Origin of the sequence: Reichenbachiella ulvae (genome assembly GCF_025833875.1) — a bacterium.
GTDB lineage: Bacteria > Bacteroidota > Bacteroidia > Cytophagales > Cyclobacteriaceae > Reichenbachiella > Reichenbachiella ulvae.
This window is the reverse complement of sequence record NZ_JAOYOD010000001.1, coordinates 4,827,076-4,841,167: the sequence shown is the minus strand read 5'-3', so window position 1 is coordinate 4,841,167 and position 14,092 is coordinate 4,827,076. Positions and strand designations below refer to the sequence as shown.

At 44.6% G+C, this 14,092-nt stretch carries 11 protein-coding genes; 1 reads left to right on the top strand and 10 read right to left on the bottom strand.

What is annotated here, in order from left to right; genetic code table 11:
- Window positions 1-9: 9 nt before the first annotated feature.
- Window positions 10-1,215, top strand: a complete 1,206-nt coding sequence (locus N7U62_RS19825) for a PepSY-associated TM helix domain-containing protein (RefSeq protein ID WP_264139835.1) — start codon at window positions 10-12, stop codon at window positions 1,213-1,215.
- 76 nt (window positions 1,216-1,291) lie between these two features.
- On the opposite strand, the gene thrC is transcribed toward N7U62_RS19825, so the two are convergent.
- The 10 genes from thrC to ilvD form a co-directional block, all read right to left on the bottom strand.
- Window positions 1,292-2,587: a threonine synthase gene (thrC, locus tag N7U62_RS19820; RefSeq protein WP_264139834.1), complete on the bottom strand. Its 1,296-nt coding sequence runs from the start codon at window positions 2,585-2,587 to the stop codon at window positions 1,292-1,294.
- Between the two features lie 45 nt (window positions 2,588-2,632).
- The gene (locus N7U62_RS19815; RefSeq protein WP_264139833.1) at window positions 2,633-3,559 is read right to left on the bottom strand and encodes a homoserine kinase; all 927 of its coding nucleotides are present in this window, start codon (window positions 3,557-3,559) and stop codon (window positions 2,633-2,635) included.
- A 15-nt stretch (window positions 3,560-3,574) separates the two neighbouring features.
- The gene (thrA, locus tag N7U62_RS19810; protein ID WP_264139831.1) at window positions 3,575-6,022 is read right to left on the bottom strand and encodes a bifunctional aspartate kinase/homoserine dehydrogenase I; all 2,448 of its coding nucleotides are present in this window, start codon (window positions 6,020-6,022) and stop codon (window positions 3,575-3,577) included.
- A 105-nt stretch (window positions 6,023-6,127) separates the two neighbouring features.
- Window positions 6,128-6,502 (bottom strand): four helix bundle protein, encoded by a 375-nt coding sequence (locus tag N7U62_RS19805; RefSeq protein WP_264139830.1) that lies wholly within the window; start codon window positions 6,500-6,502, stop codon window positions 6,128-6,130.
- Window positions 6,503-6,728: 226 nt separating this feature from the next.
- Entirely contained in the window at window positions 6,729-7,343 is a 615-nt protein-coding gene (locus N7U62_RS19800) for a hypothetical protein (RefSeq protein ID WP_264139828.1), read from the bottom strand.
- A 3-nt stretch (window positions 7,344-7,346) separates the two neighbouring features.
- The gene (ilvA, locus tag N7U62_RS19795) at window positions 7,347-8,594 is read right to left on the bottom strand and encodes a threonine ammonia-lyase IlvA (RefSeq protein ID WP_264139827.1); all 1,248 of its coding nucleotides are present in this window, start codon (window positions 8,592-8,594) and stop codon (window positions 7,347-7,349) included.
- An 18-nt stretch (window positions 8,595-8,612) separates the two neighbouring features.
- On the bottom strand, window positions 8,613-9,947 hold the full coding sequence (locus N7U62_RS19790) for a pyridoxal phosphate-dependent aminotransferase (protein WP_264139825.1): 1,335 nt from the start codon (window positions 9,945-9,947) through the stop codon (window positions 8,613-8,615).
- 149 nt (window positions 9,948-10,096) lie between these two features.
- Window positions 10,097-10,651: an acetolactate synthase small subunit gene (gene ilvN, locus N7U62_RS19785; protein ID WP_264139824.1), complete on the bottom strand. Its 555-nt coding sequence runs from the start codon at window positions 10,649-10,651 to the stop codon at window positions 10,097-10,099.
- Between the two features lie 15 nt (window positions 10,652-10,666).
- A complete protein-coding gene (gene ilvB, locus N7U62_RS19780) occupies window positions 10,667-12,400 on the bottom strand; it encodes a biosynthetic-type acetolactate synthase large subunit (RefSeq protein ID WP_264139823.1) in 1,734 nt (577 codons plus the stop codon).
- A 12-nt stretch (window positions 12,401-12,412) separates the two neighbouring features.
- Window positions 12,413-14,083, bottom strand: a complete 1,671-nt coding sequence (ilvD, locus tag N7U62_RS19775; protein ID WP_264139822.1) for a dihydroxy-acid dehydratase — start codon at window positions 14,081-14,083, stop codon at window positions 12,413-12,415.
- Window positions 14,084-14,092: the final 9 nt, after the last annotated feature.

Below are 14,092 nucleotides of genomic sequence, written 5' to 3'. Positions count from 1 at the left end.
AGCATCGACATGAGTACCAAGAAAAAAACGACCTGGCAAAAAGTAAGAAAGTTTTTGAACGACCTCCATCTATGGGCAGGAATCGGTGCTGGATTGGTGCTGTTTGTAGTTTGCCTTACTGGCACCATCTACACCTTTCATCAAGAAATAGATGAGGCTATCAATAGCGACCGCTATTATATACAAGCACCTCTTTCTGGTCAAGTCATGCCCATTGAGAAACTGGTGGCGGCAGTCGAAGCAGTGGTAGAAGGTGGCACTCCAGGATCGGTAAGCATCCCTCAGGATCCAAAGAAAGCCTATGCCATCAACGTCCGTGTCGAAGGACAACGACGCGGCACCAACTACTTGGTCAACCCATACACAGGAGAAGTACTCGGAGACACCCACACAGGCGCTTCCGAATTCTTCATGGTGATGTTTCGACTACACAGATGGCTGATGCTGGATATGGCAATCGGCCGACCTATTGTGGGATGGAGTACTGTCATATTTGTCTTTCTTTGTCTCAGTGGTCTAGTCATCTGGGTTCCTCAAAAAGTCAAATCCTGGCGTCAGGGACTCAAAATCAAATGGTCGGCCAATTGGAAGCGAATCAACCATGACCTTCACAATACGCTTGGATTCTACTCTGTCTTTCTTTTACTCGTCATGGGCCTTACCGGACTGTATTGGTCCTTTGATGCCTACAGAGATGGATTGTATAGCGTACTAGGAGTCGAAAAACCACAATGGGGTCGCAGAGGCAACAACGCCAAAGAAGAAGAAAAGAAGGAATATCCAGCCAGCACACTTCAGCTCGTAGACTTCTTAGAAGCAGCCAATCAAGCGCTTCCATACGAAGGAGATTACCGCATAGAGCTAACTTCCAAAGAGAAAAACACCCTCTCCATTTCCAAAACACATACAGGATTCTTTGTTAGCTCAGGAAGAGATCAATTGACCATGGACAAGTACAGCAATGAGATCGTAAAGAAAGAAATCTTTTCAGAAAAACCCCTAAACCAACAAATTGCTCAATCGATTAGATCTATCCATACGGGAGAGATATTTGGCACCTTTACCAAAATCCTATACTTCATTTCCTGCCTGATAGCCACCAGCCTCCCTGTCACTGGTACGATCATCTGGATCAACAAACTGAAGAAAAAGAGGAAAAGAAAGAGCAGTAAGAAAATAGTAAAAAACAATGCAGAAGCTTTAATTCCTGCATAAACCAAAAGGAGGAAACATCATGATACATACATGAAGCTTCCTCCTTTTAACTTTTCACTTTCAACTTTTAACTCCCCTAGAGCGTCTCCAGCACCTTCTTCAGCTCCTCCTGAGTTGCATCGATCTCGGTCGATACTTTGGTGCGACGGGCAAACTCTGCCAAACGCTCGGGCATTTCTACCTCTTGTTTGATGATCGGTTCTACCACATCACCAAACTTAGCCGGGTGTGCCGTCTCCAGAAATACCCCGATGCTGTTCGGGTGATCTTTCATGTATTCTTTCAAGCCCAAATATCCTACAGCACCGTGCGGATCCATGAGATAATCGGTTTTTCGATAGATATCAGCTACGGTTTCTGCGGTGATTTTATCATCATACGCATAACCCTTGACACCTTCCTTCATATCCTCCCAGGACGAACCGAACACCTCCTTCATGCGATAGAAGTTACTTGGGTTCCCTACATCCATGGCATTGGATATCGTGGACGTAGAAGGACGTGGCTCAAACTGACCAGAAGTCAGGTAAGAAGGCACAATATCATTCACATTGGTAGAAGCGATGAATTGCTTGATCGGCAAGCCCATCTTCTGTCCTAGCAATCCCGCAGTTAGATTACCGAAGTTGCCACTAGGTACAGACACCACCAGGTCACCCATATCCTTGAGCATGGCATAAGTCCAGAAATAGTAAAATGACTGTGGAATCAAACGTGCCATATTGATCGAGTTGGCAGAAGTCAGATTGTATTTTTCTTTCAGCTCTTTGTTGAGGAAAGCATCTTTGACCATTTTTTGACAGTCATCAAAGGTTCCACGCACCTCGCAGGCCTGAATATTCTTACCAAATGTGGTAAGCTGTTGCTCCTGTATTTTCGAGATCTTTCCTTTGGGGTAAAGAATGATCACCTCGATGTTTTCTACTCCATAAAAACCACTACCTACTGCCGCTCCCGTATCTCCAGAAGTCGCCACTAGAATGGTTGATTTCTTTCCTTCCTTAGCAGAAAAATAGCTCAGACATCTTGCCAAAAACCTTGCTCCTACGTCTTTGAACGCACAAGTAGGACCATGATATAGCTCCAAAGAATAGATACCTTTTTCCACCTCTACTATGGGCAAATCAAAGCTCAATGTTTCCTCAACAATGCGACGCAACTCCTTTTCTGGGATTTCCTCCCCGATGAAACGACTCGCCACTTCATAAGCGATATCATGCAGTTTCATATCCCCGATATTCTCGAAGAAGTCAGCCGGTAGCGTCGGAATCGTCTCCGGCATGTACAAACCATTATCGTCCGGCAATCCATTGAAAATCGCCTCCTCATAACTCACCTCTGGGACTTGTCTGTTCGTACTGTAATATTTCATTTTGATAGATATTAGATGCTAGATCCAAGAAACTAGACTATTGATTTATTTAATAACTCTGACACCTTCTGTACCAATTTTGGATAGGTAGGTGTAGGCCAGGATGCCTACCTCGTCGTAGATCGACTGCATGCTGGCTTTGATTTTTTCTGCCGTTTCCTTCCCTTTCGCAAAGGCGAAAATCGAAGGCCCTGATCCAGCGATGCTACAACCAATCGCACCATCAGTCATGGCCTGGGCTTTCACATCGTCATATAGAGGAATCAAAAGCTTGCGAATAGGCTCTACTATGTGATCCTCCATCGAGCGACCAATCAGATCGTAATCCGACTCGTAGAGTCCTGATACCAATCCGCCCACATTGCCCCATTGGGACACGGCCTTTTCTAACTTTACCGTCTGCTTCAGCATTCGCTTGGCATCCGTGGTTTTGACCACCACCTGAGGGTGCACGATGGCCACATACAGATCCTCCGGAGTAGGCAGCTGCAATACATCCAAAGGCCCATAAGCCCGCACCAACGTAAAGCCGCCCAGGAGATTAGGCGCTACATTGTCGGCATGCGCTTTGCCCGAAAGCATCTTCTCGCCCTCCATCGCAAACTCCACCAACTGCTTGGTATCGAATGGTCGACCGATCAATTCATTGACGGCAAAAACCGCCCCAGCAGAACTGGAGGCACTCGTACCCATACCGCTACCGGGATGTATGTGCTTATCGAAAGAAAAGCGGTAACCTTTCTCTACTCCAGCAGCCTCGAGCAGTGCCTTTGCTGCTACAGTGGCTACATTTTTTTCCGGCTTTAGAGGCAGATCGAACTTTTCGTTTTCTTCGATCTCCATCTTTCCGTCGGCCGTTTCGGTCACGATCATTTCTTCTCCTATGCCATCCAGGGCAAAACCCAACACATCATATCCACAGCCCACGTTGGCAACTGTAGAAGGAGAAAAAACCTTTATAGAATTTGACATGATCTCTGTTTCTATTTAGCTGTTGGCAATTCGCATTACGTCCGCAAATATACCGGATGCGGTCACTTCTGCCCCCGCACCAGCTCCTTTTATCACCAATGGCTGCTCTACATATCGATTCGTATAGAACAGCACAATATTGTCTTTTCCTTCCAGGATATAAAAAGGGTGATCTTTTGGCACTTCCTCGAGTCCTACGGATGCCTGTCCTTTGTCAAAAGTCGCTACAAACTTCAGCTTAGCTCCTTTCGCCTCCGCATCAGAAACAATCTTTTGGAATACCTCGTCGTGTTTTTCCAGACTTGAATAAAAGTCCTCATTGCTGGTAGTATCCATACATTCTTGCGGAATGAAAGACTTGCTTTCGATATCTCCCAGCTCGAATTTCAGCCCACTCTCACGGATCAAAATCAAGATCTTACGCATCACATCTACTCCGCTCAAGTCAATTTTAGGGTCTGGCTCAGTGTAGCCTTCTACCCCAGCCTGACGGACCACATCAGCAAATTTCACTCCTGGCTTGAAGCTGTTGAATATGAAGTTCAAGCTACCAGACAATACAGCCTGTATCTTGTTGATCTTATCACCACTTTTGATGAGGTCACCCAGAGTAGTCAAAACTGGAAGCCCAGCCCCGACATTCGTTTCATAGTAGAACTTCGACTGGTATTCTCTTGCCGTACTTTTTAGTGTGAGGTAATTCTCATAACCCGAAGCGCAGGCAATTTTGTTAGGCGTCACTACAGAGATACTCTTCTTGAGAATCTCCTCATATAGTCCCGCGATATCTGCATTGGCAGTGTTATCTATAAAAATGGAATTACGAAGGTTCGCCTCCACCATTCGGTTGACGAATTGAGTAGCCTCCATCGGCTCACCTTCTGAGTCGAGCTGACCTTTCCAATCTTCGAGATTGATTCCATCCTCATCGTTGAAGTACATCTTGCGACTGTTCGCAATCCCAACAATCTTCAATTCCAAATCTTCCTGTTCGTCGAGGTAGTGGTACTGCTTTTTGATCTGCTCGATCAATGTTCCACCTACATTACCGATTCCTACCATGAACAGGTTCATGCGTTTCTTCTTAGAGAGGAAAAAGCTCTCATGTAGTACGTTCAGGGCCTTCTTGAGGTGACGCTCTTCTAGTACTACGGTAATATTTCTTTCGGACGACCCCTGTGCAATGGCTTTGATACTGATACCATTTTCACCCAGAGCAGAGAACATCTGACCCCCGATACCCACATGCTGGCGCATATTGTCACCAACCAATGCTACGATCGCCATTCCCGTTTCTACCTCCAGTGGGTCGATCTTGCGCAGACTCAGCTCCAACTGAAACTCCGCTGCAATCGCCTCTTGAGACTTTTCAATATCTTTTTTGTCAATCCCCACACAGATCGAGTGCTCCGATGAAGCCTGCGTGATGATGATCACATTCACTTTTGCTTCGGACAGTGCCTTAAATAGTCTAAATGAAAACTTAGGCACGCCTACCATGCCACTACCTGTCAGGTTTAGAAGGGCGATGTTACTTACACTCGACAATCCTTTGACGAATTGCTTGCCTCCATTGGCATCATCGCAGATGGTCGTTCCGGGATCTTCCGGAGCAAATGTATTCTTGATCTTGATCGGAATCTTCTTATCCAATACCGGCTGAATAGTCGGTGGATAGATCACCTTCGCACCAAAGTGTGAAAGCTCCAGTGCCTCCTGAAAAGACAATTTTTCTATCGGGTGGGCAGAGGTCACCTGTCTTGGATCTGAAGTCATCATACCACTGACATCCGTCCAGATTTCGAAAGCATCCGCATCCAAAGCAGCTGCAAATATGGCTGCTGTATAGTCGGAACCTCCTCTACCCAAAGTAGTAGTCACCCCGTTTTCGTCCGAAGAAACAAACCCCGCACAAACCACCAAATCAGCAGCTTTAGAAATGTACTCAGTGATGTTTTTATTCGTCAGAGCAAAATCAACATTGGCATTGTTATGCGCACTGTCTGTTTTGATCAGCGCTTTGGAATCACCCAAATCCGTCTTGATATTTTCAGCATTGAGGTAGTCCACGATGATGTTGGAAGAAAGCGTCTCACCAAAACTCAGCACCTTATCCAGCGTCTTTGGTGACAGCTCACGAATGAGATAGACCCCTTTCATGATGTCCTCCAATTCATTCAACAGAATCTTGATTTTGCTGAAGGTGACAGACTGTGTCTTCACAGGCAACAGCTCCCTGATGGTGGACAAATGTCTCTCTTCAATTTGAGACAATAACTCTTCGTAGGACTCATCGCCTGAGGCAGCCAAATCGCTGCATGAATGCAGCAGGTTGGTCACTCCGCCAAGAGCCGAAACCACACAAACGGTTTTCTCAGGCTGACCAGCTACCAGGATGTCCTTTACGATTCGCAGATTTTCTGGGGTACCTACGGATGTACCTCCAAATTTCAATACTTTCATTTATCGATTTATTTATTTCATAATTCAATATTCATCATTCGAGATTCGTCATTTCTAAATGAATGTCGAACTCTGAATAGCGAATATTGAACGCCGAAGTATTTGTTAATACTTGTTTTTACCTTGTTTGCTTTCAGCTGTTTCTATGCTCTTAACAAAGATCGAAATCAGCTGATTATTTTCATCCAATATCTTATCCAAAGCTTCAATTGGCTGAAACAGCAATGCCTTTTTAATAATTCGCAAGTTGTTGAAAGACTCTCTCAACTCCTTTAAAACTACTTTCATTTTATGAACAAAATCACGTCTTGATTCTGCTGCCTGAGCTTCTCCATAATTTAGAGCAACTGAAGTTCCAGATCTCACCAGTTGGCTTGCCAAATGATTGCCCGCCTTTGAGTTTGGCATCTTATCTACTATCTCTATGACAGAAACTGAAAAATCAATTAACCTTTCTTCTAAATCATAATTCTGCTTCATTCTTGGTTGGTCATTGTTTGTTCAAAAGTTTCAGGTTGAAAGTTAAAAGTCTATCAACCTATGTTTTTTCTCTTTAATTTCAAATCTGTATTTACATCCCCCTAGCCCCCTGCCTACCGGACAGGCAGGCCTTCAAAGGGGGATTAATACTCCTCTTGTCTACCGACTGGCAGGCCTGAGGGGAGACACAGACGGGTGCTATCCAATTTCGAAGTTCGTACTTATTTCATTCATTCTTTGCATTAACTTCTAATTTCACACTTCTTTCTTGCCATATTCTAAACATATTCACCAAAAACAAGCCTGCAATCACAATCATGCTCCCGATAAAGTAGGCTTTTGATGAAATGAAGGGCAATTCCTTGTTCCATCGACCCAAATAGCTCACAAAAAACACCAGGCATGCACCGCTAAAACTTCCGTATATCCAGCGATAAGACGCAGAAGTCAAATGCGTTTTCTTTTGCAAATACCAAGGGGCAAGTAGAACCAAAATATAGACCAATATACCTCCGGAAGTTTTGAGTGTAAACAGCTCCCAACCCAACAAATAATGAGTAATAATCAAAAACAGCAAATGAAGCAGATGATTGAACGCAAAAGCAAAAACGCCAGCGTTGATTATGCTTCGTTTTTGTTCTGATTGAAACAGGGACTTCAAACCCTCACGAGCAACCCATGCAAATAGCGCAATGAATATGAGCAATGAAACTCGCGCGGAATAGCGTGCCGCCAACTGAAATTGAATACCCCAATCGTCAGTTGCCAATCCCGACAAGCCATAGATTGCGGCCTCCAAAACCAGAATAATTAGCACTATGATCCACCACTGTCTCACCATCCATCACACCAAATATTGCAGTAAATCGGGTTTATCATTCAGGTACTCGTAAACAAAATTCTTTTCGGTCATCTTCTCCAGCAAAGACTGCAAGTGATCCCTGTTTTGCAATTCGATCCCGATCAGGGCTGGTCCCTTCTCACGACTGTGCTTTTTGGAGTATTCGAAATGCACGATATCATCTCCTGGCGCCAAAATATCTGACACAAACTCCTTGAGCGCTCCTGCTCTCTGCGGGAATCGCAAAATGAAATAGTGCTTTAAGCCTTCGTATAGCAGCGAGCGTTCCTTTATTTCCTCTGTTCGAGTAATGTCATTGTTGCTACCACTGATCACACAAACGACATGCTTTCCTTTGATTTTTTCTTTGTAAAAATCTAACGCTGCTAAAGTCAAAGCACCCGCCGGCTCTACTACGATGGCTTCTTCGTTGTAAAGCTGAAGAATGGTCGTACAGATTTTCCCCTCCGGCACGAGGATGATGTCATCGAGCTGATCTTTGCAGATTTCTAAAGGCAATTCGCCTACTGCCTTGACCGCCGCCCCATCTACGAAAGTGTCGATCTTATCCAAAATCACATTTTTACCTGCTTGAATTGAGTCGCGCATGGCTGGCGCACCTTCTGGTTCTACGCCTATGATTTTAGTGTCCGGTGATAGTTCCTTGAATACTGTAATGATACCTGAGGCCAATCCTCCTCCACCAATCGGCACGAAGAGATAATCGATAGGCTCGCTGCTATCATTGGCTATCTCCAGCCCGACAGTTCCTTGCCCTTCGATAATCTTGGTATCGTCAAATGGATGCACGAAAGTTGAGCCATTTTCCTGGCAAAACTCCTGAGCCTGCTTATAAGCATCGTCAAAAGTATCTCCTATCAATACGACATCCACCTTGTCCTTCCCAAACATTTTAACCTGCTTGATCTTCTGCTTGGGAGTGACGCCAGGCATGAAGATGGTGCCTTTGATGCCTAGCATTTGGCAAGAATAGGCCACACCTTGAGCATGATTACCAGCACTGGCGCATACGATGCCCTTCGATTGTTCTGATGCCTCGAGATTTGCAATCTTATTGTAGGCACCACGCAGCTTGTAAGAGCGCACTACTTGTAGATCTTCTCGTTTGAACTCCACCTTGGCACCATAGCGCTCCGAGTAGTTCATATTAGTGACCAAAGGGGTATGCACTGCTACCCCTTCCAATCCTTTTCCTGCCTTCATCACGCCTACCAGCGTAGGCTTTTCCATTACTCCCGCATCCATAGGCTATGATACAGCCACTTCGGCCTTTTCGTCTACATCAGACGTACAAAATTCGTTGATGGCTTCAGCGATCTTGCTAAAGGTTTGGTGAAGCACTTCCTTATTTTCTTCGAGCAAAGTGATTCGGAATCCTCTCAATTCAGATTGAAAAGAGGACAATGGCACCACGCACACACCCTTGGCAGCCAATAGATAGTATACAAAGCGCTTGTCTGGTTCACCGATCTTCTCAACCCATTCCTCAGCCAATTCCTTCACTTCTGGATTCTCAATTTCCAGATATTGCTTGTTGTTGATCGCTCCATCCTTAAAAACAATGGTGTTATAGAATGCTCCATTGGTCTTATTGAAAGTGATGTATGGTATATTCTCCAAATGCTGAGAGATGATCGTACTTCTCTCCTCAATCTCTTTTCTTCTTTCTTTCAGATACTCCTGAAACTTAGGATGCTCATGTATGATAGGCAAAGCGCGCTGAGGCAAAGTAGTCGAACAAACCTCCACCATCTTCGCATTTTCCAAAGTCGCACAATAATTGTCAAACTCTGGGTCAGCCTTACGATTGTAAAATTCCATCCATCCGCATCTCGAACCTGGCCATGGCGTATCCTTTGATATACCTTTCATAGCGATACCTGGCACTTCGCCCAGCACTTGGGACAGCGCTTTCGTTTCTACTCCGTTGTAGATGATATTGGTATATATCTCGTCACTTATCAGAAACAAATTGAACTCTCTGGCGATATCGACGATTTGTTCCAAGATCTCCACTGGATATACCATCCCAGTTGGGTTATCCGGATTAATGATCAGGATGCCTACGATATTTGGGTTGTATTTTACTTTCAATCGCAAATCATCCAAATCAGGATACCAATAGTTTTCTGGATCCAAATTATAGGTCAACGGCTCCTTGTTAGAGTGTGCCGCCTCTAATGCAGAGTGAGTCGAATAGGCCGGTGAAGGCCCGATCACCCTTGAATAAGGATTCAAAAACTGGTATAGTTTACCAATCGCATCTCCCAATCCGTTGAAAAACAATACATCGTCAGCCGTGATTTGCACGCCTCCTTTGTCATTATTTTCTTGCGCTACATATTTTCTAGTAGCTAATTCTCCCTTGGAGTGGCAATAGCCGTAGGTCGAATTGTCATTGACCAGTTCGGTCATGATTTCTTTGATCCAGGCGGGTACCACTGCATGCTTGAGGATTGGATCCCCAATATTCTCCCAATAGATTTTTGTCCCATGCTCTTGCAAAGCCTCTGCTTTCTTGACTATGTCTCTGATCTCATAGTCCAGCTGACGGGAACCCTCATGAAGTAGTACTTGTCTCATTTTCTTAGATGTTAGATTATAGATATTAGATTTTAGACATTTTGCATCTCCTATCTATTCTCTAGTATTTGCCATTTATACGACTACCGAAGCTAGATACTAGCTCTTCACAAAGTCTAGTATCTAGCATCTAGTGTCTAATATCTAATTCAAAAATCCTTAATGCTCAAAAGGTTCTCTTTCGAATTTTCCAAGCCTTTGATATACTCTTCGGTTTTACGCTTGGATTTTGAAAGTGCCACACGGCCTGATCTCACGAATTCTAGTAGCCCTAATGGAACTAGCTTTTCGTATAGATCGTGTGTTTCATCTTTCAGACCTGTCTTCTCCAGGATGATGTGATCCTCTTCGATCACCAAAATTCTGGCTCCATTTTCTCTGACCAGCTTTTCTATGCTCTGTCCATTCAAAAACACCTTAGTAGGCACTTTGTAAAGCGCAATCTCTTGATAGTAAATCTGATCCTCATTGTACAAAAAGGCCCCAAGTACATCGACAATCTTACGAATCTGCTTGACGGCTTTTTCTGCCTCATCCAGTGTGCTGGTGATCACAATCGTAAAACGGCTAATACCAGGCACCTCTGTCGAAGAGACATTTAAACTGTCGATGTTGATCTTTCTTCTGGTGAAGATGATCGTAATCTGATTGAGCAATCCTGCTTTGTCCTCGGTTAATACCGATAATGTATGTTGTTTGTCCACTTTCAATCTAATTTTTTAGTCCAATCTGATATCAGAAACAGAAGCTCCTGTCGGAACCATCGGGAATACATTCCCTTCTTTTTCTACTACAACCTCCAGCAAGTATGGACCCTCATGATCCAGAAATGCTTGAATGGCATCATTCAGATTTTCTCTTTTTTCTAGCTTATTACATGGGATACCATATCCTTCAGAAATCTTCTGAAAATCCGGATTCACCATCTCGGTAAAGGAATAGCGCTTGTCAAAAAACAACTGCTGCCACTGACGAACCATCCCGAGGAAGTTGTTGTTCAAGATCAAAATCTTCACACCAATATTGCTCTGAAAGATGGTGCCCAACTCCTGAATAGTCATCTGGAATCCACCGTCACCGATTACTGCGATTACTTCTTTTTCTGGTCGTCCCATTTTGGCCCCCATAGCAGCTGGAAGGGCAAAGCCCATAGTTCCTAATCCACCAGAAGTTACATTGAGACGAGTATCCGAAAACTCATAATAACGAGTGGCAATCATCTGGTGCTGCCCTACGTCAGTTACCAAAATCGCCTTACCTTCTGTCTTGTCAGAGATCGCTTTGATCACTTCTGACATTTTCAACTCTTCGCCTGTCGGATGAAAATCATTCTTAATGACTTTTTCATATTCCATATCATCGCAAGCTTTGAACTCCTGCAACCATGATTCGTGTTTGTTCTCATTGACATGAGGAATCAAACTCAGCAGAGCAGCCTTTGCATCGGAAATAACCGCTACATCCGTCTTCACGTTCTTATCGATCTCTGCTGGATCAATCTCGATATGAATCACCTTGGCCTGCTTGGCATAAGTTTTCAAATCACCTGTTACCCTATCGTCAAAGCGCATACCGATAGCAATCAAAAGGTCGCACTCATTGGTTTTAACATTAGGCCCATAGTTACCATGCATACCCAGATACCCAACATAGAGCGGGTGAGCAGTAGGTACCGCTGACAAGCCCAACAAGGTAGAAGCCATTGGGATTCCAGCCTTTTCTGCGAAAGCCAATAGTTCACTTTGAGCCTTGGAGATAATCACCCCATGACCTACCAATATCATAGGTTTCTTGGCCTGATTGATCAAATCAGCTGCCGCTTCTACTTTGCTCTCATCCAATATAGGATAAGGATGGTAGCTACGGATACGATCACACTTTTCGTAAGCGTATTCGAACTCCTCGAACTGTGCATCCTTCGTGATATCAATCAATACAGGTCCCGGTCTGCCCGAGTTAGCAATGTAGAAAGCCTTGGCAATCGCCTCTGGAATTTCAGAAGCCTTGGTCACCTGGATGTTCCACTTAGTGACAGGCATGGAGATCCCCACTACATCCGTTTCCTGAAAAGCATCTGACCCTAACAGGTGAGAAGCCACCTGTCCGGTGATACACACCATCGGTGTAGAGTCAATTTGCGCATCTGCAATACCTGTGATCAGGTTAGTCGCTCCAGGCCCTGAAGTTGCGAAGCAGACACCTGTTTTACCATTGACACGCGCGTACCCCTGAGCAGCATGTGCGGCTCCTTGTTCGTGTCTTACCAGGATATGATTCAACTTGTCCATATACTTATACAGCAAGTCGTAGATCGGCATGATTGCGCCGCCTGGATAACCAAATATGGTGTCCACACCCTCTTCTAGCAAGCATCTCAATACTGCCTCAGAGCCTGTCATCTTTTCCGTTTTGGTCATCGTTTTTTGTTCTTGTTCTAATGTAGAAGTCTCCATTTCTCCTATTATTTATTCGTCTGTTACGCAGCCTTCAGAAGCTGACTTAACTTGATTTATGTACTTTTTCAAAACTCCTCTGGTCGCTTTGTAAGGAGGCTGCACCCATTCTTTTCTTCTCTTTTCCATCTCCTCATCACTTATTTTCACTTCCAGTTTATTGTTGACCGCATCGATCGCGATGATGTCTCCATCTTTGATCAACCCGATCGGTCCACCCTCTTGCGCCTCAGGTGTGATATGTCCTACCACAAATCCGTGAGAACCACCAGAGAATCTACCATCTGTAATCAGCGCTACGTCTTTACCTAATCCAGCACCCATTACTGCGCCAGTTGGCTTCAGCATTTCTGGCATACCTGGTCCACCCTTAGGCCCTGAATAGCGAATCACGATTACTTCACCTTTTTGAACTTCTTCGCCGATCCCTTTAATCGCTGCATACTCATCGTCGTAGCATCGGGCGGGTCCTTCGAAGTATTCACCTTCTTTACCTGTAATCTTTGCTACTGATCCCGTTGGTGCCAGATTACCATAAAGAATCTGCAGGTGACCTGTTTTCTTAATAGGCTCTCCGAATGAATAGATCACTTTTTGATCTTTTTTCAATGAAGGACCTTCTTCAATGTTTTCTGCAAGCGTTTTACCAGTCACAGTCATACAATCGCCATGCAAATAGCCTTCTCTCAAAAGGACTTTCATCACTCCTGGGATACCTCCTACATCGTGTAGATCTTGCATCAAGTATTTACCACTTGGCTTCAAGTCTGCGATAAACGGAGTTGTATCTGATATCCGCTGAAAATCATCCAAAGTCAAAGGAATATCTACCGATCTGGCCATAGCGATCAAGTGGAGCACAGCATTGGTCGAGCCACCTGTGATCATGATCAGTCGGATGGCATTTTCGAAGGCCTCCATCGTCATGATATCTCTCGGTCTGATGTCTTCTTTCAAAAGATTGTAAACCGCCTGCCCTACTCTATAAGTCTCTTGTTTCTTGTCCTCGCTCTCTGCTGGATTGGAAGAAGAAGAAGGCAAACTCATACCCATTGCTTCGATCGCAGAGGCCATGGTATTGGCAGTATACATACCGCCGCAAGCTCCTGGTCCTGGGATGGCATTTTTGATGATACCGTTGAAATCCTCATCAGAAATATTGTTGCCCAGTTTCTTACCATAAGCTTCGAATGCCGACACGATATTCAAATCCTCGCCTTTCCATTTCCCTGGCTTCACTGTACCACCGTATACCATCAAGCCCGGTCTGTTCAAACGGCCCAGTGCCATAATCGAACCTGGCATGTTTTTGTCACAGCCCACTACAGGCACCACAGCATCATAAAACTGCGCCTGGACTACAGTTTCTATAGAGTCAGCAATTACATCTCTGGAAACCAGCGAATATTTCATACCGCTAGTACCGTTAGATATCCCATCACTTACCCCAATCGTATGGAAAATCAAACCGACGAGATCCGCTTCCTTGACGCCTTTTTTGACCTGATGAGCCAAAATATTAAGGTGCATGTTACAAGGGTTTCCTTCAAATCCCGTACTGACGATGCCCACCTGGGCTTTGCCCATATCTTCTTCAGTTAAACCAGTCGCATAAAGCTGAGCCTGTGAGGCCGGTTGCGAGGGGTCTTGTGTGATCGTCTTACTGTGTTTGTTTAATTCCATTTTAGATTT

Coding starts and splice junctions, on each gene's coding strand:
- N7U62_RS19825 (WP_264139835.1), top strand. CDS start 10: ATGAGTACCAAGAAAAAAACGACCTGGCAAAAAGTAAGAAAGTTTTTG.
- thrC (WP_264139834.1), bottom strand. CDS start 2,587: ATGAAATATTACAGTACGAACAGACAAGTCCCAGAGGTGAGTTATGAG.
- N7U62_RS19815 (WP_264139833.1), bottom strand. CDS start 3,559: ATGTCAAATTCTATAAAGGTTTTTTCTCCTTCTACAGTTGCCAACGTG.
- thrA (WP_264139831.1), bottom strand. CDS start 6,022: ATGAAAGTATTGAAATTTGGAGGTACATCCGTAGGTACCCCAGAAAAT.
- N7U62_RS19805 (WP_264139830.1), bottom strand. CDS start 6,502: ATGAAGCAGAATTATGATTTAGAAGAAAGGTTAATTGATTTTTCAGTT.
- N7U62_RS19800 (WP_264139828.1), bottom strand. CDS start 7,343: ATGGTGAGACAGTGGTGGATCATAGTGCTAATTATTCTGGTTTTGGAG.
- ilvA (WP_264139827.1), bottom strand. CDS start 8,594: ATGGAAAAGCCTACGCTGGTAGGCGTGATGAAGGCAGGAAAAGGATTG.
- N7U62_RS19790 (WP_264139825.1), bottom strand. CDS start 9,947: ATGAGACAAGTACTACTTCATGAGGGTTCCCGTCAGCTGGACTATGAG.
- ilvB (WP_264139823.1), bottom strand. CDS start 12,400: ATGGAGACTTCTACATTAGAACAAGAACAAAAAACGATGACCAAAACG.
- ilvD (WP_264139822.1), bottom strand. CDS start 14,083: ATGGAATTAAACAAACACAGTAAGACGATCACACAAGACCCCTCGCAA.